Origin of the sequence: Photorhabdus sp. RM71S (genome assembly GCF_042879355.1) — a bacterium.
Taxonomy (GTDB): domain Bacteria; phylum Pseudomonadota; class Gammaproteobacteria; order Enterobacterales; family Enterobacteriaceae; genus Photorhabdus; species Photorhabdus kayaii.
The window spans coordinates 1-23118 of sequence record NZ_JBHFKV010000061.1; the positions used below are offsets into that span (position 1 = coordinate 1).

At 44.0% G+C, this 23118-nt stretch carries 17 protein-coding genes and 2 pseudogenes; 14 read left to right on the forward strand and 5 right to left on the reverse strand.

The annotated features are described in order from the left end of the window. Nucleotides 1–42: 42 nt before the first annotated feature. Nucleotides 43–1047 (reverse strand): IS110 family transposase, encoded by a 1005-nt coding sequence (locus ACGF5R_RS20975; RefSeq protein WP_387692547.1) that lies wholly within the window; start codon nucleotides 1045–1047, stop codon nucleotides 43–45. Between the two features lie 70 nt (nucleotides 1048–1117). Between ACGF5R_RS20975 and ACGF5R_RS20980 the strand changes: the two are divergent. Continuing rightward, a pseudogene (locus tag ACGF5R_RS20980) lies at nucleotides 1118–1747 on the forward strand (IS630 family transposase); the annotation flags it as partial. Nucleotides 1748–1867: 120 nt separating this feature from the next. On the opposite strand, the gene ACGF5R_RS20985 reads toward ACGF5R_RS20980, so the two are convergent. Beyond that, on the reverse strand, nucleotides 1868–2488 hold the full coding sequence (locus ACGF5R_RS20985; protein ID WP_387692549.1) for a TetR/AcrR family transcriptional regulator: 621 nt from the start codon (nucleotides 2486–2488) through the stop codon (nucleotides 1868–1870). Between the two features lie 139 nt (nucleotides 2489–2627). Here ACGF5R_RS20985 and ACGF5R_RS20990 point away from each other — a divergent pair, with 139 nt between their 5' ends. The 4 genes and pseudogenes from ACGF5R_RS20990 to ACGF5R_RS21005 all read left to right on the forward strand — a co-directional run. Continuing rightward, complete coding sequence (locus ACGF5R_RS20990) at nucleotides 2628–3881, forward strand: Tm-1-like ATP-binding domain-containing protein (protein ID WP_387692551.1); 1254 nt, start codon at nucleotides 2628–2630, stop codon at nucleotides 3879–3881. Beyond that, nucleotides 3865–4695, forward strand: a complete 831-nt coding sequence (locus ACGF5R_RS20995; RefSeq protein WP_112879673.1) for a phosphoenolpyruvate hydrolase family protein — start codon at nucleotides 3865–3867, stop codon at nucleotides 4693–4695. The genes ACGF5R_RS20990 and ACGF5R_RS20995 overlap by 17 nt, the downstream gene beginning before the upstream one ends. 114 nt (nucleotides 4696–4809) lie before the next feature. Then, nucleotides 4810–5019, forward strand: coding sequence for a hypothetical protein (locus ACGF5R_RS21000; protein WP_112879672.1), 210 nt, complete (start codon nucleotides 4810–4812; stop codon nucleotides 5017–5019). 179 nt (nucleotides 5020–5198) lie between these two features. Then, nucleotides 5199–5357, forward strand: a pseudogene (locus ACGF5R_RS21005) (IS66 family transposase); the annotation flags it as partial. 105 nt (nucleotides 5358–5462) lie between these two features. On the opposite strand, the gene ACGF5R_RS21010 reads toward ACGF5R_RS21005, so the two are convergent. The 3 genes from ACGF5R_RS21010 to ACGF5R_RS21020 form a co-directional block, all read right to left on the reverse strand. Beyond that, on the reverse strand, nucleotides 5463–5825 hold the full coding sequence (locus ACGF5R_RS21010; protein ID WP_387692553.1) for a hypothetical protein: 363 nt from the start codon (nucleotides 5823–5825) through the stop codon (nucleotides 5463–5465). A 254-nt stretch (nucleotides 5826–6079) separates the two neighbouring features. Then, nucleotides 6080–6310, reverse strand: coding sequence for a helix-turn-helix domain-containing protein (locus tag ACGF5R_RS21015; RefSeq protein ID WP_387692566.1), 231 nt, complete (start codon nucleotides 6308–6310; stop codon nucleotides 6080–6082). A 160-nt stretch (nucleotides 6311–6470) separates the two neighbouring features. Then, nucleotides 6471–7484: an IS630 family transposase gene (locus ACGF5R_RS21020; RefSeq protein WP_387692554.1), complete on the reverse strand. Its 1014-nt coding sequence runs from the start codon at nucleotides 7482–7484 to the stop codon at nucleotides 6471–6473. A gap of 88 nt (nucleotides 7485–7572) precedes the next feature. Here ACGF5R_RS21020 and ACGF5R_RS21025 point away from each other — a divergent pair, with 88 nt between their 5' ends. From ACGF5R_RS21025 to ACGF5R_RS21065, 9 genes are all read left to right on the forward strand, one after another. Further along, the gene (locus ACGF5R_RS21025; protein ID WP_387692556.1) at nucleotides 7573–9519 is read left to right on the forward strand and encodes a condensation domain-containing protein; all 1947 of its coding nucleotides are present in this window, start codon (nucleotides 7573–7575) and stop codon (nucleotides 9517–9519) included. A gap of 13 nt (nucleotides 9520–9532) precedes the next feature. After that, a complete protein-coding gene (locus ACGF5R_RS21030; RefSeq protein WP_387692558.1) occupies nucleotides 9533–13309 on the forward strand; it encodes a condensation domain-containing protein in 3777 nt (1258 codons plus the stop codon). A gap of 1 nt (nucleotide 13310) precedes the next feature. Further along, nucleotides 13311–15065 (forward strand): ABC transporter ATP-binding protein, encoded by a 1755-nt coding sequence (locus tag ACGF5R_RS21035; protein WP_387692560.1) that lies wholly within the window; start codon nucleotides 13311–13313, stop codon nucleotides 15063–15065. After that, nucleotides 15062–16708 (forward strand): ABC transporter ATP-binding protein, encoded by a 1647-nt coding sequence (locus ACGF5R_RS21040; RefSeq protein WP_112879500.1) that lies wholly within the window; start codon nucleotides 15062–15064, stop codon nucleotides 16706–16708. The genes ACGF5R_RS21035 and ACGF5R_RS21040 overlap by 4 nt, the downstream gene beginning before the upstream one ends. Continuing rightward, entirely contained in the window at nucleotides 16705–16884 is a 180-nt protein-coding gene (locus ACGF5R_RS21045) for an MbtH family NRPS accessory protein (RefSeq protein ID WP_112879501.1), read from the forward strand. The genes ACGF5R_RS21040 and ACGF5R_RS21045 overlap by 4 nt, the downstream gene beginning before the upstream one ends. Next, complete coding sequence (locus tag ACGF5R_RS21050) at nucleotides 16881–17651, forward strand: thioesterase II family protein (protein WP_112879502.1); 771 nt, start codon at nucleotides 16881–16883, stop codon at nucleotides 17649–17651. The genes ACGF5R_RS21045 and ACGF5R_RS21050 overlap by 4 nt, the downstream gene beginning before the upstream one ends. Beyond that, entirely contained in the window at nucleotides 17644–19167 is a 1524-nt protein-coding gene (locus tag ACGF5R_RS21055; RefSeq protein WP_112879503.1) for an MbtH family NRPS accessory protein, read from the forward strand. Before ACGF5R_RS21050 ends, ACGF5R_RS21055 begins: the two co-directional genes overlap by 8 nt. Next, on the forward strand, nucleotides 19164–22436 hold the full coding sequence (locus tag ACGF5R_RS21060; RefSeq protein WP_387692562.1) for an AMP-binding protein: 3273 nt from the start codon (nucleotides 19164–19166) through the stop codon (nucleotides 22434–22436). The genes ACGF5R_RS21055 and ACGF5R_RS21060 overlap by 4 nt, the downstream gene beginning before the upstream one ends. Nucleotides 22437–22567: 131 nt before the next feature. Then, nucleotides 22568–22786, forward strand: a complete 219-nt coding sequence (locus tag ACGF5R_RS21065; protein ID WP_387692564.1) for an aminotransferase class III-fold pyridoxal phosphate-dependent enzyme — start codon at nucleotides 22568–22570, stop codon at nucleotides 22784–22786. The last annotated feature ends 332 nt before the right edge of the window (nucleotides 22787–23118 follow it).

Sequence of the window (23118 nt, forward strand, 5' to 3'; positions counted from 1 at the left end):
CTGCTTAACTTACTGAGCTAACGCAGTTTTTCGTTGGCTCTTTTATTTAATGAACACCGTCTGATGTGCCGTAACGGCCCAGGCTATTCGTGCCAGTTTGTTCGCCAGCGCGTACGCCACAACGTTCGAGTGATGGCGGGCAAGCTGCCTGTTCACCCACTCTGCCAGACGCCCTGGATTATGCTCCAGCCGCTGCATAAAGACCCTGGCACACTGCACCAGCAGCCGCCTCAGATTTTTATCACCCCGCTTGCTGATGCCCATCAGTGTCGTTTTTCCACCCGTGCTGTACTGGCGGGGAACCAGCCCTGTTGAAGCCGCAAAGTCACGGCTGTTGGCATAGTTTTTACCGTCCCCCAGCCGCATGGCTAACAGACTCGCCGTTACCGGCCCAACGCCAGGAATGGTCAGCAGGCGTTGCGCGGTTTCATCTTCCGCCAGATGCGTTTTCAGTTCCTTATCGACTTCCTCAAGTTCTCCGCTGAGGTAAACATAATGACTGTGGCGTCTGCTCAGAACCCTTGCCAGATAAGGCGGAAAGTCATTTTCTTCCAGCACAGCGGCCAGACGTCGTATCACGGCAATACCGCGCGGCAGACTGACGCCGAACTCCAGCAAAAAAGCGCACATCTGATTGGTGGTTTTAACGCGTTGCCGTATCAGTGAGTCTCTGACGCGATGGAGGGCGGCCATCGCCTGTTGGTCTTCTGTGCGGGGGGGCACAAAGCGCATGGAGGGCCGGGAAGCTGCCTCGCAGATAGCTTCAGCATCGACAAAATCGTTCTTGTTACTCTTAACAAAAGGACGGACGAACTGCGGAGAAATCAGCTTTGCCTCATGGCCTAAATCAGCGCTCCGGCGAGCCATAAAGTGCGCCCCACCGCAGGACTCCATCACTACGGTTGCAGCCTTGCAGGAACCGAGAAAATTCATAAGCTGAGTGCGGGAAAACTTCTTACGCAGCAGGGCGTTACCCTGCCTGTCCTGACAGTGGACATGGAAGGAATGTTTACCGAGATCGATACCAATAAGCGTAATGTTTTGCATGATGGTTCCCTCTAAAATAAAATACCCTGCTAGCGTACCTCTCACAGGGTGGGGGTGACCATCTCATTAACCGTGTGGCGTCCCTCATAAATTCGATGCAGAAAAACAGAGACAATTTATTGAATATGATGAAAATCTTAAAGTCACAGCGAAAAACGAACCCATCCTCTTTCTTGACGCGGTTCACCCGACTCAAGGCACTAAACTCGGTTATGGCTGGATGCGAAAAGGCGAGAAAAAAACAGTCAAAACAACGGGAAGCCGAACTCGTCTGAATCTATTGGGCGCACTCAACCTGAATGCCATTGGTCGTACGGTGTTCCAGGAATATCAAACCCTCAATGACTACAACATTTGCTGTTTTTTCAATGAAATAAGAAAGTCTTATCCTGACTATCATCAAAAAATTCATCTTATTGTGGATGGGGCGGGTTACAACAAAGCTCATCTTGTGAAGGAGTGGGCTTATGTTAACAATATTGAGTTACATTACCTTCCTCCATACAGCCCAAATTTAAACCCGATAGAGCGATTATGGAAGGTCATGAATGAACATGTTCGAAATAACCGTTATTTCGCTGATAAACATGAATTTCGAGACAAAGTATTCAAATTTTTCACCACAACGCTACCTGATATAGCGGACTCGCTGATGTCTAGAATTAACGACCATTTTCAGGTGCTAAAAACTGCATCTTAAAGTTTCTTGGGTATATATCTAATCAGAAGATTGGTGACAAAAGTTATCGGCACCAAAAGAAACTTTTACCGGGCCTCATGCCCGGTTCTTTACCTTAATGTTTAAAAAATGGTCTTCTGGTTATTTTAGCTCCTCATTAATGGCCTGCCGAACAATCAACTTCGCGGCCCAACTCGTTAAGTTGATGATTTCATCATTTCCTAAACCAAAAGTATCTTTCAGAATAGTCATAGCCTCTGTACCATATAAAACGGAAATCAACATAATAATCTTATGTATTGTGTCATCTTTAAGCTGACCTTTTAGAGGCGCTAACGCCGTAGAAAGTGTCTCTTTACGGTTACTTTTTTTCTTCAAAACAGGTCGTTTGTCGTTATCTTCACCTGATAAAGATTCCTGCCAGCGTAACTGAGAAATGCGTAAGGCATCCCTCATCAGCGCCTCATTGGCTTCTATTTCTTCATAACCCCATCTTAATAATTTCTCAATATTTTCCTCTGCATTATTGCCCATAGGGGGGACAACGAATGACCCAATAACTTGTTTTACAACATACTCTACAAAATCACTATGGGTTGAAAAGTAGCTGCGCAACGTGACCTTCGCATATTCAGCTTCACTGGCAATCTCTTCAGGAGACGGAAATTTTTTTTCACGATATAACTTCAGCGCTGAATGAATGATACGTTCCAGGGTACGACGCCGGACTGGCGACAGCTTTTCTTCATCAAACAGAATCATTTAAACCCCTTAAAATTTTAACCGTATAGCATTAATAATAAAAAATATCACTAATGATAAAAAGTAACTTGCATGTTGTAAAATATTACAATAGGTTTACATTCGTCTTTGAATAGGTCTACCACATGGGGTGAACACTATGACGCGATTTGTGGTTGTCGTTGGCACAGCAGACACAAAACTGGACGAGCTGGTCTGGTTGAAATATTGTTTACGCCTCGCAAGAGTGGATTCAATTATCATTGATGTGTCTACATCAACTCCCGGGGAAAATCATCAGAATAATCAGCATAAAAAGATAGATATTCATTCACTTCAGGTCGCTGAGTATCATCCCGCTGGCGCTGATCCTGTTTTTTGTGGCGTACGGAATAAAGCGATAACCGCGATGTCTGTCGCCCTCACAAATTTCCTGAACAGTTCAATCGACGATATCGCGGGGGTGATTGGTATCGGAGGCTCAGGCGGAACAGCGCTGATTACTCCGGCAATGCAAAGCCTACCGATCGGTTTGCCTAAAATCATGGTATCAACGATGGCGTCAGGGAATGTCTCGGCCTACGTTAGGGACAGCGATATTGCTATGCTGTATACGGTAACCGATCTCAACGGACTCAACCGTATTTCTCGTGCAGTATTGTCTAATGCTGCAAATATGATGGCGGGCTCTGTCAATTATTTTACGCCATTGGCTGATATTCATAAACCCGTTTTAGGGTTGACGATGTTTGGTATGACGACTCCGTGCATTAATCAGCTCACTACCGCGTTAAATACTCAATACGATTGCCTCGCTTTTCATGCTACCGGCAATGGTGGAACAAGCATGGAGAAATTGGCTAAAGACGGAGAATTGGTTTGCGTTTTGGATATTACATTAACAGAAATTGCCGATCTGTTATTTGGGGGTGTCTTGGGTTGTCCTGACACACGTTTAGACGTCATGGCAAAAAAAAGCATTCCGTGGATTGGCAGTGCTGGTGCTTTGGACATGGTTAACTTTGGTGCAAAGGACTCGGTTCCAGAACGCTACAGCAATAGGCTATTTGTCGAGCATAATTCTCAGGTGACATTGATGCGAACCACACCCGAAGAAAACTATCAACTTGGTATCTGGATAGGGAACAAACTTAATAAGTGTAATGGACCTATTCGATTCATTATTCCGGAAGGCGGATTCTCTGCGCTAGATTGCCCTGAACAACCTTTTTATTTACCTGCATCAACACAGGCTTTCTGTCATGGACTAAAAAAAACAATAAAGCAAACAGAATTGCGAAAAGTTATAAAAACACCTTTTCACATCAACTCACCACAATTTTGTGCTCTGGTAATACAACAATTCAAGGAAATTATAGAACACCAGGGAATTTCTCATGAAGAAAAAATATAATCAAATTATTGAAGCTATAAAACAAAAAGTCGAACGTAACGAAACTATTATTGGAGCAGGCGCAGGCACGGGTCTTTCGGCGCGTTGCGAGGAAGCAGGAGGGGCAGACCTCATTATCGTATATAATTCTGGACGCTTCAGAATGGCTGGCAGAGGATCATTGGCCGGATTAATGCCATACGGTAATGCAAATGAAATTGTCAGAGAAATGGGTAATGAAATATTGCCGATAGTTAAGGAAACACCTGTATTAGCGGGTGTCTGTGGTACTGATCCATTCTGTAATTTATCTCTTTTCCTGGATGAACTGAAGGCACAAGGTTTTACTGGTATTCAAAACTTCCCAACTGTAGGGCTTATTGATGGGAAGTTCAGAAAAAATCTGGAAGAAACAGGCATGGGTTATGCATTGGAGGTGGAGCTAATCCGCCTGGCACATGAAAAGGGAATGATTACCACTCCTTATGTTTTCAATGTAAAAGAGGCTGAAGCTATGGCACAAGCAGGTGCTGATATCATCGTCGTACATCTGGGGCTAACCACTGGCGGTGATATTAGTGCAAATACATCATATGATCTGGAATCTTGTATACCAATCATTAATGCTTGTGCTTCGGCAGCTAAAACTATTCGAAATGACATTATTACTTTGTGTCACGGTGGCCCAATTTCGGAACCGGAAGATGTCGCCTATATTTTGGCTCATTGCCCCAATTGTCATGGGTTCTATGGTGCTAGTTCAATGGAACGCTTGCCAACAGAACAAGCCATCAAACACACGATCCAGAAATTTAAAGAAACTAATCGGGGTTAGTGGGAATTATACTTAAGCTATGTGGAAACTGAGTACTACAACCGTAATATTGGTTACGTTATGATGACGCATTATTTTCTTTTCCTCAAAATACGGAAAGGTGCCCAATATGCCATGCCCAGCCAACATATGCCTGTCTGGCTCCCTTATTTCATCCTACCGGGCCGCAACAACTCAGCCTCACTTGTCTCCGGGGCTTACTCAGCGATGTTAACGAAAAAATGGCTGGCAACTGGCTGGACAGAAGCCCCCACCCCAGATGGTATTCAATACTTTCTTGAGCGTGCTGATCGAGGCAAAAGCAGCCCTCAATATTCTGCGTGACTGGGTAACTAGATGACTGAACAATCAGCCTTTTATATTGGCAATCCCCGGACACTCCGTTATGGTGGCATCTACAGCTTCTTTGTAGTAAACAGTATATTTGGCTGTTATAGGCGATATTGTGTTCAACGCCAAAATATAAGTCCCGCCTGCACCATCGTCCTGACTGGCCGCATTAGTTCGCGGAGCATACGCCGTTGTACCATCAGTCTGAAATATACAGCCACGCCACGCTGGGTCGCTGCTCAGGGTCAGCGAACTCGTCAGTACGTGTGATGCCGGGCAAAGTGCACGGTGACGACATCCCGGTACCGGTTCAGGCCCTAGGAAGGGGGAAAATCGGCCCTGATGAGTACCGACAGTATCGAACATCCTGTCGGCGTATAGTTTATGCCTGTAAACCGGAAAACCATCCAAAAATTTTCCGGTTTCATTTGACAAGGCTATCTTATTTCGTTTTTCAAAGCCCTACGATAATATTCACCACTCGCTTTTTCATGCATAGTAAACAACATCGGTAATAGAGAACTCAGAGCCGATAGGCTATGCCCGAGCTGACACAAACTCTCTGGAGTAAATTCATGAATATTATTGCTGGCAAACGATAACATTGAGTCACCAAGAAAAGTTACATCATGACAAATGCCCATAGTATTTCCTTTGGATGATTCAATTAGCTGACACAGCACAGTATCGCTAACACATGAGAAATCCAGCGATGCAATCGCATCCGACATGCCAGACCATATGATATTCACATCAGATATATCACTATCGTCGGAAGTATCTGGAATGCTACTGCGCATAATATTGCTTCTCAATTGGTTTACAAGAAGTTAAAACCAAAGAAAAGTCTGTGAGCAAGGTGTGTGCTTCGGTTTCTACATTAGATTGCGCGTTAAATGTATAACGCTTTGAGTATGAAGATGTGTTACTATTCATATCAGCCATACATTAGTTCCTGTAATGTTATGGTTAGACGCTCTGGTTGTGTTGCAGCACTTTCAGAGCGTTGCTTTTATGGTTCCTATAACTGTCACCATATTTTTTCTCTTGGAGATCAATATCTCTTCCTTCTTTTCTGGTAACGGGAAGGCCAGATTTCATCAGGCTTCTGTCCTAATGCATTTGCAATAATTGTTTCACCTTTACACCAAGGTCTTTGCAAGGCATTAGATAACGTTGACGATGCCAGCCCTGTTTCTCTAGAAACAGCTGCCAATGATGTTCCCTTTTTTCTTAAAGCAGCGATAATATCTGCTGGGTGCCAATCTTTTTTCTCCACAATAATTCTCCAATAAGATATATTTCGGGCTATATACGATTTTGATGGCACGTTTTACTTCAATTTGTATTTCAATTACCCTAAAAGGTTGCCAGTGCAAGCTATCCCTATTTATAGGATTACTTATACTAAATAACTTTTCATAATTATGATACACCCTCTCTTTTTATTCTCTGTTAGTCCTGTAGGAGAATGAATTCAAAAATGTTTTCACTTTTTCGAGCAACTGCCACATATACTGGCAGCAATGATTTCGTGTCACCGTTTCATGCAGGGATTGCCCCAGGCGCTCAATTTTATTCAGCCAGGGGGAATAAACAGGTAAAAACAATAGGTTAAATTTAGGATGACAGGTCAGCCAATCACTGACCATCCGGCTTTTGTGAATACTATAATTATCCAAAATTAACGTGAGGGTTTCAGCATGGCAATATTGGCGATCAAGTTCTTTCAATACATTGATAAATAATCGAGAATCTTTATTTAATCCGCCAACATAAGTGATTTTCCCTGTTTGAACATTCAGGCAGCCCGCAAGGTAATGTTTTTGGTTTTTTCCTGGTGTCACGATACGTTTCTGCTGTCCTTTTAAATACCCGTCAGAACCGATTTTGGGATTTAGCTCGATATCGACTTCGTCTTCATAAAAAACGGGATGTTTTTCCGAGCACGTTGACAACGCCTCGGTAATTTTCGCCATTTTTTCAGGGTATTCGGGATCGGGTAATTTAAGCGTTGGCGCTGCCCTTCGCCAAACGATACCTGTCTTATGTAAGTAACGATAGAAGGTGCTGATGGATAATTTTATATTTAATAATTCATTGATTTTAATTATAAAAAGTTCAAGACTCCAACGAGAACGCAAGCAACCCAATTGTTGGGGAGAATGTTGCAATAAAAAAGATATCAAAGGATAAAGTGGGATTAAATTCCAGACAGTGGGTCTGCCCGCAGGCAGGCTTTTCAAACCTTCCAGACCATATAAAGTAAACCAATTTATCCAGCGATTGACGGAAGAACGACCGGCACAAAGGGTTCTGGCGACCTGTGAGACAGACTCGCCCCGATGTAGCATCAATATGGCCATGAGTCTGCGAGCATAATTTTTATCTCGGGTGCGCTGGATAATTTTTTTCATCTGGCGTCGTTCATTGCGGGGTATCAGTGCTATGATAGGCATAACTCAGTCCGTTTTGTGGTTTTGGGATTTTTTGCAATTGATCAGATCGCGAAAATTGGACTGAGTTCCCTCCAAGTGATCTACTATTTTGAAAAGTTATTTAGTCACTGATTCAACATTTGATCACCAGCGTTTGCAAACCTTGTTGCAAGAACAGGTTAAACTATGCTTGGTGAGATTCAGTCGTTGTGGTGAGCTTGCAACAGCCATTAACACGTTGGGTTATCAGTCATATGATAGTGAAAGATCTTTGTTGACATTGCTTGGAGATTGGTTTGTCAATGGCGCTAATTTGGATTGGCAGCAAGGGGGTGAACGCAAGATCAATTGTCGTATTGAACTGCCATTTGCTCCTTTTGTGGTCACCTATTGCTGGCCAGAGACTATTGAGAACCCTGCTATGGTTTCTGACGTTGTACCGCACACTTCGATATCAAATTCAGGAGAAAATGTTGAAGAGAAACTGTTGACTCAAGTCAGAGAAGTGCTGAAAGAACCGAAATTAACACTTGACGATGATTTTTTTGCGGCCGGAGGCAATTCACTTAATGGTAAGCAACTTGTGGTTCGACTGAACGCGGCATTAGGTACGGATCTGAAATTGATGGATTTGTTGGATTGCCTGGATCTGAACGAGTTTTATCAATTGGTGAAAGACAATGTTCAATTATCCTCCGTATCTACAACACCGGAGATGGAAACGAGGAACAATGAGCATGTACTTTCTGGTCAGCAATTAGCAATTTGGGCGGCAACGGAAATTGCTGATGAATCTGGCGCTTATAATGTTCCCGCTGTTTTGCTTATCAATGCGGAGGCGGATGTTGCTTGGCTGGAAAAAACGCTAACTGAGCTTGTCTCACAGCAGCTGATGCTGCGTTGTAGTCTGGAATACAACGAACAAGGCGTTAACCCGGTAATCCATCCTCCGATGCCGGTCAAACTGGTTCATAGTGAAGTCGATTTAACAAAATACACTATTGCAACGGGCATGCCCGTTTTGACTCAGCGTCTCCGGCAGATGGTTGAAGCGCCGCTCTCACCTTATGGTATTCCTCCCACACGATTCGAACTGTTGCAAGTGAATTTTAGCGATGGAGTACGTCAAGCACTATTGCTGAATTTTCATCACCTGTTTTTTGATGGCTGGTCATGGCGATTGGTATTAGCAGCTCTTAGTGGTGGCAAGATATCCCCGCCTGTGAACGATTATTTAAATTATGCTATGGAGCAATATACCTTACTTGAAAGTGAACAGGGTCGAAAATTGGAGGCTTTCTGGTACGAATATTTGGCAAACATCCCAATTCTGCTTTTGCCTTGTGATGGTGAGGGAGGGACAGCATCTGACCTCCGGGGAGCTAATTTACCTGTGATGATATCGAAGGATGTTACCGAGAGGTTGAGGTTGATAGCGATGAATTCTCGCGTAACGGTGCAAATGCTAATGTTGACAACCTGGGTGGCATTACAATGGCAGATAAGTGCGCAGCGTGATATTTGTGTTGCTATGCCGGTGGCTAACCGACAACTGAAAGATGAAAACACCATTGGTTGTTATGTTAATACAGTGATTGTGCGTGCACAGCTTGATCCACACCAGCCATTTCACATAGTGCTGAATGCGGTTAGGCAGGCATCGCTCAGCGCGATTTCACACAGTGCATTTCCTGCTGATCGAATCCAGAAACTGATGGCAAATACCCCCTATCATCTCACAATGTTTGATTTTCAGAATGATGTTGATCCTATTAGGGTATTAGGGGGAAATGGAGCCGCTGTTGAATTGTTGGATGTCGATCCTAATGGAGCAAAATATCCGCTCAATCTTACCTGTATTGAATATGGTGATGAACTTCAAGCACGATTGGAATATTCCGCTTCCCTTTTCTCACAAGACACGGTTTCTCGCTGGTTGAATATTTATATAGATGCACTGACACGGCTGATGACATTAGGCGAAGAAACCACTCTTTGCGCTTTGTTTGATGGTCAAGACGATGTTCTTAGCGATATTCCAGATTTTCAGTTCTAGATGTGGATAAAAAATGACAACTATGAAGCTGATTGATCGTGAATACTGGCTGATGCGGGTTGGTGATTTAACTAAGGCCGCTGCCGCAACCGCAGATATTTTTCCTCACCATGAGGGATCTCTAGTAAGTGCGCAATGTCTGCTTTCCTCCACCGTTACTGACCGGCTGAAACAAGTAGCGGGCAACTCTGAATTGCTGACATGGGCAATTTTGGCGGCAGTGACTAGTATCGTGTTGCGCCGTATTGGGGGAGTATCCTCTGTTGTATTGCATATTAACACAGAACAAGGCAAGCGTTTGCCTGTCTTATTGACTGTACCTCCTGCTGTGACTTTTCGTGAATGGTTAAGCAATGTTCGCATGGCTGCTGTTGAGGCTATTAATCATGGATCGATAGACAAGGCGCTGTTGATGCCGTTCTTGGAGCATTTCATGCCTATTGTCGTTAATTGCGCTCAGACGGAAACTGGGATAGCTATCGAGCTTATTGATGGTGTAGTTAGTGTTAGTGGAATTGTTGCTGAGGCTCAGACGCTTCATCATTTGGCGACAGGTATCAATCGCTTCACGGCGGCAGCTTTTCTGCCTGCCCCATTTCTGCCTGTCCTAGGTGCTCGTATGTATCGGACGGGCGACCGTGGTCGTTGGCGAGAGGATGGCATATTGGAGTGCTTTGGCAGGTCCGACAACCAAGTGAAGATTCGTGGCCGACGCGTCGAGCTTGGAGAAATTGAAGCAGTACTGGCAAGCTATCCAGATGTAGCGATGTGTGCAGTTGAACTTGTTGATATGGGTGGCTTTGAGCAATTAAGCGCTTTCGTGACGCAGCCGAGTGATGCCGTTGTGGATGCCAAATCGTTGAGTAAATTTTTGGCTGAGCAATTGCCGGATTATATGGTGCCGAGCAGGTTTTATTTTCTTGATGCGCTGTTATGTAATGCCAATGGTAAAGTCGATCGTAACCAATTAAAGGCACTGGCACAACAACAATCTGAATCTGCTTCTTATATTGCACCTCGCACCAAGTTGGAGCAACAGCTTTGTGATTTATGGTGTAAATACCTCAAACTAGCTAAAGTGGGCATTATGGATGATTTTTTCGCTTTGGGTGGGGATTCCATTATTGGTATCCGGCTGATACATGAGGCAGGCTCTTTGGGGATCAACTTACGCCCTCGTCATTTGCTTGAACATCCAACTATCGCTTCACTTACAAAACTGGCGAGTGCCAAAGACGAAATGGCAGCAAATTCAATTCCGCGTATAGAAAAAGCACCATTGACACCAATCCAACAATGGTTTTTCGAGCAGCGGTTTTCTGAACAGCACCATTGGAATCAGTCACATGTTATCAGTACAAGGGAGCAGTTAAATGCAGATGCATTATCCCTGGCGATACAGTCGCTAGTTGAGCACCATGAACAATTGTGTGTTTGTTTCCCCAAAAAGAAAGGGAAGCATTATCAAGCTTTGCGCTCGCCTCATGACAACTTACTTTGGTTTGCTGAATCAGATTGTTCGGAAGAAACCATCGCCAATAAGGCTCATGCATCGTTATCAATCGAGGAAGGACCGTTACTACGAATTGTGATGTTGGATGATTTTCGAGTTTTGCTGACATTACATCACTTAATTGTGGATCAAGTTTCCTGGCAAATCTTGCTGGAAGATCTTGAAACTGCGTATCAGGCTATTATTCAAAAAGAAATGCCGAGGTTACCGAGAAAAAGCACGCAATATCTCTATTGGGCTCAGCAACAAGCAGCAACATCTCCCCAAATACTTCTTCCGATCCAGTTAACCGCACCAATTGATATGGTACAGGTGAATAGTAATGTAAGTAACCTTTATGGCAAACGTTCGGTTGCTGAAGTCAAGTTATCTGAGTCAGAAACACAATATATTCGGGAAATTTCGGCATTAGTGCCTAATGGAGGAGTCCCTGCCGTTCTCTTGACGGGACTTGCAAATACAATTGCTGTTGAGCAGGGTAACGGTCAACTCTTGATTGAGTTAGAAGGTTATGGCAGGCAAGAGGAAAACGAGTCTATTGACGTAATGCGAACTGTGGGTTGGTTTACAACAATAGGTCCCTTTGTGCTACCAGTCAACGCTGTGGTTACGGTAGTCGAAGTTGCGACTGCAATGATTGAAGCTAGTCCCTATATCAAGACCCATTTACAACAAACTTATGTTATGGAGAAGAATCCAAACATTGGATTCAACTACTTAGGGCGCTTCAATACGAAGCAGCAGAATGATGGCTTTTTCAGTGTAGAAGAAGATATTGGAATGCGGCGGGCAGCAACGGGACATCGTCCACTGGAATGGGAAATCAATGCGGCCATCGTTGATGGGAAACTGACTATTACCCTTGAATACACCCCCTTCCGTCATAATGAAGCTGCAATTAATGCGTTATTAGCCAAGTGGAAGAGCGCACTAACCAAAGTCAGACATGCACCGAATGAATTAAGTGATCTGGCCCCTTTGACACCAGCTCAGCATGCCTTTTTTGAGCGTGATAATCCAAATGAAAATCATTGTAATCATGGTGTGTTGTTTACACTTAGTCGCACTTTGTCATTGGAGACTGTTGAACTGACGGCATCAGCGCTATTAGCCCGATTCCCTATTTTGGGAGTCAGCTTTATAGTTACTGCATTGGGGAGGTGGCAAGGAATTAACCCGCAAGCCCGTATCGCAATCGAACAATTTGAATTGCAGCAGATAGCCCCAAATAGCTTATCGCAGAAAATTACTGAGTTAGCGAATATAGGTCATGAGTCGTTAGATCTGCTAAATGGGCCAATTTGCCGCATACAACTTTATCGGACTGCTCATAATTTGCCGGATAAGTTGTTGATTATAGTTCATCACTTGGTAGTCGATCCTTATTCCTGGGATTTACTTACAGAGGATTTAGCGGCGTTGCTTGGAGGAGCTAAAGCCCATGAATTAGATATTCCGACAACTTCGTATCTCGCTTGGGCCAGGCGTTTACACCGATTGGTGCAGGATGATCCAGAGTTGTTTGGTGTTCATTACTGGCTTTCACAACCTTATGAACAAGCACAGCAGTTAATAAGTACGGATGCTATTGGCATTGAGGCGAATATGGTTGAGCAAACAACAGTATTTGATGAAGTACAGACTCAGCAGTTTTTAAAACCATCTGAGCACAGCCAACTTCCCGTACTTGCCCGATTACTGACTCTGCTTGCTCGGTCTTTAGAAAGCCATTTTCCTTCCAGTGCTAACAATATCCTTGTTGAGTTGGGAGGACATGGTCGAGAAGACCTATTCGACGAGGTTGATTTAGGACGCACTATCGGCTGGTTTACATGTGGTTTTCCGTTCCTGTTGCCCTTTTCGATGGAACGCAGTTTTAATGAACATGCAACTGACGTGGCGCGGCTGTTACGTGAGGTACCTGCTCGAGGGTTCGGCTTTGAAGCACTTCGCTATCTTTCTGTTAATCCTCAAATTACCGAAAAATTAAAGGCAATTCCTAGACCACAATTAAGACTGGATTTTGAAGGAGAGCTTTTATTTCTGAATACGCCTGATGAGGAGAAAGTTAATCCGATCTTTATTGATATTACCACAGAGGGAACGGGTTACTGGAAGCCTCGGGTAACACCGATGGATTATTTGCTTTGTTTTAACATCAGTGTGAATGATGGGCAGATGGAAATTCGTGCTCAATTTGCAGGTGATGCCATGCCAAAAGAGCAAATGAAAACGGTCCTATCTGAATTTAATGAACGGATAACTCATAAAAATTAATATGAAAATACAAACGAATATGCAAGGTATGAACTCTCCTAACCCATTAACAGGTTTTAAGTTGCTTTGGCAGAGCGCCCGGACAATGAAAAAAGCCATTATTGGTACTTTCCTGGCATTAGTTGTCACACTTGTTTGCGATTTAGTGGGGCCATTTGTGATCCGTCATTACATCGATAAAGCTACCGCAGGTACTTTCGTTTATGAGCTTGTCCTCTTGGCTTTGGGATACGCAATCATCTCTTTTGGCGGTGTTATCGCTGGTCTGGTTACCAGTTATTGCAGTACCAGTGCAGGTTGGGGTATTGCCGATGCACTTAGGCGTCAGCTATTTCATCATGTTGTGCACAATCGGTCTATCCTGCAAATTGAAAGTGAAGCTCAGGGTAAGCTCCTTGAAAAGATAGAGGGGAATGCGGACATCATTGGAAAAACTATTGCGGAATCCGGATTCCGGATTATAGGAAATATCGCATTAGCATTAGGCACTTTGGTGATTTTGTTTTCTATTATCCCAGAAATAGGTATCGCAATTACCGTGTTGGTTCTCGTTGTGGCTTATGTTCTGGTGAAACTTACTAACCTCGCAGTAGTGCGATGGAAAAAAGCCCGTGAAGAGAGAGCCCACATATTTGGTTTTATCGGCGATACTCTTGCCGCACAAGATGATTTGCATTCATTGGGAAGGAGCCGTTGGCCTGCTTTGCAACTACAGAAGATGCTTTCTGGCTTATTAAAAATAGAACGTAAAGCCTATGTCAGCGGACGCATATTTTGGCCGATTACCCAGCTATTTTTTGCCTTGAGTTTTGGTCTGGGTTTTGGATTTGGGCTGCAATTACTCGGTCATAACAGTATCAGTATTGGTACGTTAACCATGATTTATCTTTATGTTGACCGACTCAGAGAACCAATGGAAGACATGTCTTCGGAAGTAGATCAGGTACAACGATTGATTGCGACCTTATCACTGATAGTCAAGATGTTACGAGATGAGGAGAAAGTCAATCACGACAGTGTAGAGAATCAGCTACCAGAAGGCCCCTTGTCAGTTCAATTTGATCAGGTTGACTTTCGTTATGAAGATCAGGGTAAACAAGTCTTACATAACGTTAGCTTCAGTGTGGGCGCTGGAAGCAAAGTAGGCATTGTGGGGCGCACGGGGGCAGGTAAAAGCACATTACTAAATCTCATGTGTGGGTTGGCTCAGCCTGATAGCGGACGGGTTACCCTTGCTGGTGTTGAGGTCACTTCCATTCATCCTGATGAATTTGCCAGTCGTGTGGCGGTGTTAAGCCAAGAGGCGCATTTATTTTCAGCAACGCTACGTGAAAATTTAACCCTGTTCGATAACAGCATTTCAGATGATGCAATTTGGCACGCGCTCGAAGAGTTAGAGATCCATAAATGGGCGAAGACATTACCAGAGGGGCTGGATACTTTGGTGGGTGTCGGGGGGCGTTTATTGTCGGAAGGGGAAGTTCAAATGATTGCCGGGGTAAGAACCATGCTTCAAGACGCACAATTAATCATTATCGATGAAGGTACTTCTCTACTAGATCCTCGTACTGAGCAGAGTTGGATGAGATTACTGGAAAAAATTAGCGCTAATCGTACCGTTATCATCGTTGCCCATCGCCTGCATACATTATCCACTGCTGACCAAGTCATTATCATGAATGAAGGCCGTGTAGAGGAACTCCTTCATGGCGCAGAGATCAAAACGTTAACAAAAAATAGGGAACTTATATCATGACGGGGTTAACCCTCTTTTTCCCATCAAAAATGTTGCCTGCTTTACTGAGTTTAGTGCACAGATTTTCCTTTCTTTACTTCACCAGCATGGTTATATGGACAATGATCCATGGCTTACCTTTGGTCGTTGGTTTTGCCATCAGCCGGCTTCTTGATAGTGCTGTTATCGATCCTATAGGCTCAGCGGTTTGGTGGCTATTGGCATTGGCGGTAGGCACGATGGTACTACGCTCAGTGATACTGATTTTTGGCTTACAGATTGATTTTACACTTATTTTTAAGGTCAGCGCATATCTTAAACAACGCATTCTGGAGGGAATAAATTGCAGTCACTCTGGTGCGGACCTGCGTCTTTCTCAAGGGGATATGCTCAACCGTATTCGTAATGACAGCGATGAAGTAGCCTCCTTTCTCGGTTGGACAGCGGATTTCTTCTACCGGGCGGTACTATTGTTGATAGCACTTGTCGTGTTGCTAAGTACCGACATTGTGACAACATTGGCGCTTTTGCCGATGGTTGGTGGTTTGTGGTTGGGCGTAGTTATCAAGCATAAGGTCGGAGCATTACAGGAAGAGAAACGTCAATATCAAGGCCAAATTGCGGGTCGTATCACCGATATACTGGCAGGAATCCGTGACCTTCGCCTTGGTGGAAAGTTGGATCTGCATATTGAACGACTTTCGGCAAGTTTTGAACGTCGTCGGACGGTGCAGGCAAAGCACCAAATGTTCACTGATCTGCTGTCGGGGTTATTTCGTAACATCGTGATGCTAGGTACATCTATTGTCTTGATTGTTGTCAGTACCCGAATTGTCAGTGGTGATTTCACTATTGGTAAATTGGCTCTGTTTTTGACTTATATCGGTTGGGTCAGTGAGCAGATCTTCTTTTTCGGTCGCGCATTGGCTAACTATAAAAATGCCGATGTCTGCTACGAGCGAATTCAGCCACTGTTACAGACAGAGAAGCCTGCTAGAGAAGTCCTTATTGCTGATGACATGCTGAAATCACTGACGGTGAGGGGGCTTTGTTGCAATAGCGATACACAACCTATTTCGTTTACAGCCACACCCAATCAACTCATTGTCGTTAATGGAGAAGTCGGTTCTGGTAAAAGTCGTATGCTTCGCGGCCTGCTAGCGCTGGAACGACACTTATCAGGAAGTGTGCTTTGGAATAACAAAGAAGTTTGTGGAGACGCCGATTGGTGGCAAAGCCCTAAAGTTACTTATGCCCGTCAAGGTGCTGGCTTTGTTGGCGGTACTGTTCGAGATAACTTGGCGCTGGGTAACGTCTCTGTCAGTGATGAAATCATGGAGCGGGCGTTAGCGGCAGTATATCTGAAACCAGGTTCATCTGATCTTCCTGAAGGGCTTGATACTGTGCTGGGTTCTGGTGGTGTCAAACAGTTATCAGGAGGCCAGCGCCAACGTTTGACATTAGCCCGTATGTTATGCCATTCAGCTGAAGTTTATGTCGTCGATGATTGCGATTCATCTCTGGATACTGATACAGCCCGAGCCATATGGTTAGCACTGCCTAAAAAGTGGTCGGGGATCTGGATTGTAGCCTCGCAAAATATTGACCTGCTTGCTCTGGCGGATCAAGTGGTGACTATCAAACGGCGGAGCGAAACATCATGAATTACAGAGTGGTATGTAACAAAGAAGGTAAGTACTCCATTTGGCCAGAAGGGCGGACATTACCGGTAGGGTGGCAAAATGTGGGTTTTTCGGGATCAGAACAAGAATGCCTGGATTGGATAGCTACATATTGGAGTGATCCCAAATTGAAAGTTTCCGGAGAGACGCTGGAATGAAACGTGTTCAACTGACGCCAGGATTATGGAATTACTGCGATCAGGAGCAAACGACAGTGACTGTTGTGATTGCGCCTTTTGGCGGCGGCAGTGCTTATTCTATGACCGACTGGGTTCAGCAACTGTTGGCTGGTAGTTATCGAGTGCTGGTGCTTCAGTATCCGGGACGAGGTTCTCGAAGTATTGAACCACTCCCTGTATGTATAAGAGATTTGGCGGCTACAGCGGCAAAAGATGTATTGCTGTATACACAGGATCCTCTTCTTCTTATTGGTCATAGTATGGGAGCATTGTTATGTCATGAATTGGCATTACTTTTAGAACAAGCTAACCGAACCGTTGAATATTTGGTTTTATCAGCAGCACGTCCACCACATTTGAATGGCATGGTGCCAGAAGAGATACTCCGCATGAGCCGGGAAGCCTGGATTGAAGAGCTAAAAACCAATATAGGAAATGAAGATAAGAAACTGCTTCATGAGGATGTGATTGATCTCATGTTGCCTGTATTGCGTGCTGATTATTTGTTGGTGGCTGAGCACAAACAAGCCAGTGGCAAGGTACATTGCCCTATTTTAGCCATCGGCGGTGATCGTGACCCGTGGGTGAGCCCATATCATTTACAAGAGTGGCAATCGCTGACACATGATTCTTTCCAATTAGTCATGTTCCCTGGAGATCACTTCTATTATCGAGATCAGCTTTACGACATTTATTTGTGTATCCATCAAGCTTGCTTAAAAAAGGAAGTCTGCACTAATGAGTGATGAAAATACCCAAACACAAATGAAGTATTCATCCAGTTTTGAAGGTTTGACGGATGAATATTTGGTTGTAATAAATGATGAAGAGCAATATGCCTGTGTTCATTCTGAATGGCCTGTCGCTACCGGATGGCGAGCGACCGGTTTTAGTGGGACGCAAGAAGCATGTAAAAAATGGATTGAAGAAGTTTGGACCGATATGCGCCCGGTTTCTCTGCGTAATGACCCACAATCCTTTGATAATCAACCCCTGATAGTGATTTATGATGAAGGCGCAGCCCTTCCCAAAGATATTGTCACTGAATTGAATGGGGTTGCACCACTTGTAGTTGTTATCAATTCAAACGAACACACAAGAGAGCGTATATCCTACTTCTCACGATTTGGTCACGTAGTTGATGGTTCTGATATTGAAAGGGCGGTATCAGAACTCGCTCTCCTTAATCCTGCGGGGATTGTGACATTTAGTGAGCGTGCCTTACGTCTTACAGCTACGCTGGCAAAACACTTGAATTTGCCTTTTCACGATCTCGAAACGGCATATCGACTTACTGACAAAAATAAGCAACGAGTGGCTTTACAAGAGGCTGGCATTGAGTCGATAAGATTCTACCTCATTAACACTGTGTCAGATTGGGAGCAAGCTGTTGAACAGGTTTGTCTTCCCGCAGTGTTAAAACCAGCCTATGGTGGTGGCAGCATCGATACTTATTTTATTGAAGATACGCAAACAGGAAAGAGACTTGTAGAAAAACTGCTTTCAAATAAACAGATTGGATTTGATGGTGGTCGTTCACTGGTATTGGAGGAGTTCCTCCGGGGGCGGCCATCGTTGCCTTTTGGCGACTATGTCTCGGTTGAAAGCTTGGTGGTTAACGGAGAGATTAAGCATATAAATGTGACCGGCAAGATGCCACTTAGTCCCCCTTTTCGTGAATATGGTCATATCTGGCCATCAGTCTTAAGTGATAGAGAACAAAACCAAATTTATGCATTAACGTCAAGTGCCATCAAAGTGTTAGGGGTTAATCGGGGGATCACCCATACCGAGCTGAAGTTGACCGAGCAGGGACCTAGGATCATTGAAGTGAATGGTCGAGTGGGCGGGGGTATCAACGAGATGGCCAAAATCAGCCTCAATATTAGTCTGCTTGAAATGGCTGCACGATTAGCGCTGGGAAAAATGATTGATCTCCCTGTGTTCAATCCTGAGCACGTCTATTTCAATATCTGCCATATTGCGCCAACACGTCCATGTGAAATTCTCCGAATTAATGGGGAAGATGAGCTTCTCTCTCTTGATGGTGTATCGTCATATCGCCCATATGTGTGGGCAGGAACTACTTTGCCGGGAGGCTCACAAACCAATGAAATTAACATGGTGTTGGGCAAAGTGGATAACCATAAGGCATTTCTGGATATTTATCAGCGTATGGGGCAGTGCTTGCGTTTTCATGTTCGATTTATGGACAGTGAAGAAGTTCAAATTCTTGATGCGCATGAATTGGGGGCGATATGAGTCTTATTTCAAATGTAGCTAAAGTGCCGGATAACATAAATCTCACGGACCCCCTGACTCATTTACGTCCTGATATAGATAATATCTGGCGGCAATTACGTAATGAGTCACCTGTCGCTTGGCATCCTGCGGTCAATGGTCAATCAGGATTTTGGGTTGTCAGCACCCATGAGTTAACTATACGGGTTTACCGTGATAGCCAAACCTTTACCTCTGTTCGTGGAAATGTCATGGCTACACTGTTACATGATGGAGACACAGCGGGTGGTCGCATGCTTGCAGTGTCTGATGGAGACAGACACCGTCAAATCCGTAAAGAGTTGTTAAAGTCTTTCAGCCCTAAAATCCTGCCACAAGTTACCAGTCAACAGCTAGCTTACGTTATCTATACCTCGGGAAGTACAGGACGCCCCAAAGGAGTGGGAGTGACTCATCATGGCGTTGCCAACCTCGTTAGCCAGAAACAGCAGTACGTTCATTTCGGACCTAATGAAAAAATATTGCAGTTAGCACCTGCGGCTTTTGATGCTTCTGCCTTTGAAATATGGGGAGCATTGACTAATGGGGCGACATTGGTATTGGCTTCTCCTTCATATCAAGCCATTGATGAGCTGCCGAAATGCCTTGTTGAACATGGTATTACGATATTGCTACTGACACCTGCCTTATTTCACGTATTAGTAGATTATCGCGAAGAGGCTCTGGATAGCGTACCTCAATTGCTTGTTGGTGGCGATGCAATGTCAGTCACTCATGCGTTTAAATATTTGTCCAGAAAGCAGAAACCAGACAAGTACTTTTTATTTAATAACGTATATGGCCCGACTGAAGGAACAACCTTGGTAAGTAGTTACTCTATGTCATCGTTAAGTATTGGTGCGATAAAATCTCCCTTAGGTAAACCTATCGTCGATGCGGAAATGTACTTATTGGATGAAATGTTGAGACCGGTCAGGCCAGGTGAGCGTGGTGAGATTTATATTGGGGGACAGTCTGTCGCACGGGGATATTTATATCAACCTGGGTTAACCAGCCTGCGTTTTTTACCTGATCCTTTCTCCACCCAACCAGGAGCCAGAATGTTTGCTACTGGTGATGAAGGGGTATTGTCGAATGATGGACTGATTGAGTTTGTAGGCAGGCTTGATGATCAGGTCAAAGTGCGGGGTCATCGAGTTGAGCTGACAGAAGTAGAGCATGCAATAAAAAGTTGCCAGGATGTGAGCGCTGTTTGTGTTGTGCTGAACATTGACAGTGATCGCCATGTTGAACAACTGGTCGCCCATTATACAATTCACACTGATCATACAACTTATAAAAGCACTGATGTTGAGCAAGCTATCATCACTCGGGTTCAAGCGTTGTTACCCAGCTATATGTGGCCTAGTCAGTTTATTCAGCATGAACAGCTACCTTTAACAAGCAGTGGTAAAGTGGATCGTCGATTTTTGATGGGTTGGAAAGAGGCTGAGAGATTAGAAGAGGTGGTATCTGGTGAACTCTCTATGACAGAAGCGCTGGTGGCAGAGATCTGGCAACAAATTTTAGGGCCATTTGACGTTGTGCCTGATGTTGATTTTTTTGCGTTGGGAGGCGATTCGTTATTGGCTATTAAGGTTATCGCGGAAGCCGAAAAACGAGGACTCAATCTGACACTCTCTACCTTATTTCGTACCTCGACACTTAGGGGGATGTGTAAAGATTTGGTGCTCTCAGAACAAACAGGTAATGGACTGACGGAAGATGAAGCACTGCTCGCAAAGATTTGGCAACAAGTATTGGACCCGTTCGACGCAGTGCCTGAAGCCGATTTTTTCTCTCTAGGGGGTGATTCGATTCTGGCGATCCAGGTGATTGCAGAGGCCGAGAAACAGGGCTTGATGATTGAGCTGGGTACGTTATTTCGCAATCCGACATTGTGTGGGATTTGCCGCGGTTTGGCACAAACAGAAGAAGCTCTCAGTCAGCAGAATGAGAACCAACTGATAAATGAAACGGATAAGCAAAGGTTGCCTGTTAATATCGAAACTGCTTATCCGGCGACGAGATTGCAGCTAGGGATGCTGTTTGAGGGATTATACAGTGGTAAAGCAATCTACCTTGATGTTATTGCTCGGGATGTCAACTTGCCACTGGATGAAAAAATACTTCACAACACGCTTCAGGCAATAGCCAAAAGGCACCCGGTTCTCAGAACAAGATTTGATTTGGCCTCTTTTAGTGAAGTGATGCAATTGGTTGAATTACTACCATCATTGCCACTTATAGTGGAAAACTACACAAATCTTGATGATGAACAGTTGGCTGCACGTCACGAAAAAGTAATGGTTGAGTTAAGCCAACCATTTGATCCTGAAGAGGCTCCTTTAATGAGGGTACATGCGGCGGCATTGAATGAAGGACAATTTCGGTTAGCTTATGCCTTTCATCATGCGATCCTTGATGGTTGGAGTGAGTCTGTTTTTATCCTTGAGCTTTTGAGATTGTATCAAGCCAATTTAGCTGGCGAGTCTGTTTTATTGGAGCAACCAGCACCATTGTCAGAATTTGTCAAACTTGAGCGTGAAGCGCTCAGTAACGACAAGGCGAAACAGTTTTTTAGTCAATATTTAGCTAAAGAAAAAACGGATAGATATCAAGATACTGATTATAGGAAAGCAGTACTGGTCTTGCCGGAACGAACAGTGAAGCAATTGCTAAAAAATGTATCAGATTGGGGCATTCCGTTAAAAAGTATGTTTTTTGCTGGTTTCTATCTGACAACAGCTCATCAGTTACAAGATATTGGCTTTGTCGCAGGGATGTCTGTTAACGGTAGGCCTGAGAGGGAAGGCGCGGATTTGACTCTTGGACTGTTCCTTAATCATATTCCGATAAAGTTGAATCTTGACTTTGCTAATAACTGGCAGATGCTGGCAAGACAGGCTTTCGATGCTGAAAAAGAAATATTGCCCTTTAGACGTTTTCCATATTCAGAAATACAAACCATGTTAGGAGGGCCACCCTTCGAGGCTACATTTAGCTACGTTCATTTTCATTCTCGGAATGAGTTATTAGAGCAAGGGTTGGTGAATACTGATGAAGATGTGCGTGACCATACCAGCTTACCGATTAGGGTTGAGTTGATAAATGATTTGAAAGGAGAAGGTATTTTAATAAATGTGACAGCAGATGAAAAACTCTATGGCACGGGATTCGCTTTAGCGTTGGCTGAACGGCTCAGTGAAAAGATAGAAGACATAGCATTTGTATCCGGGCAGATTATTTAATTATCGTTGGATAATTAATTTTTTGGTACTTGATTCCACAGTTTTTAGTTGCTGTAAACGCAGAAGTCTAATCTACGAGGCTGACTTACATTAGCCTCATTCAGAAAACGTTTAGAGGAGAACTTAAACAGATGGAAGAATTAATAACACAACAGGATGACTATCAGATTTTTGAGCAGTATGAATCAGAAGTACGTTCCTATTGCCGAAATTTTCATAAAGTATTCCATAGAGCCTCCGGTTCCTATTTATATGACCAAAATGGCTCACCATATCTTGATTTTCTCAGTTGTGCAGGGGCGTTGAATTATGGGCATAACCATCACGCACTAAAACTGGCTGTTGGATAATTGACGCGTCGTTTAGCCGACGGGTATCCGGACTTTCAGTCCGTTAATCACTAACCCACCGACTTTAGTAGGTGGCAGATTATTGACAAAGTGCTGGTTTTTTATCTGGCACGTTGTTTTAATTAACCTGAGTTCTGGTTAAGCCGTCACTAATATGTCCATTTCTGAGCGGGAGATATTCAGTGACGGTTTGTTCTCTTTGAAACAATAAGCGATTAGCCTGATCATAAGTAAGATATTTGAAAAGAAACTGAAAGATAATTATGGGAAAAAACTGGACTAAGTGGGAAGTTATGGAGATTCAATTGTAAATCCTTTTCAGTATTTGAAAG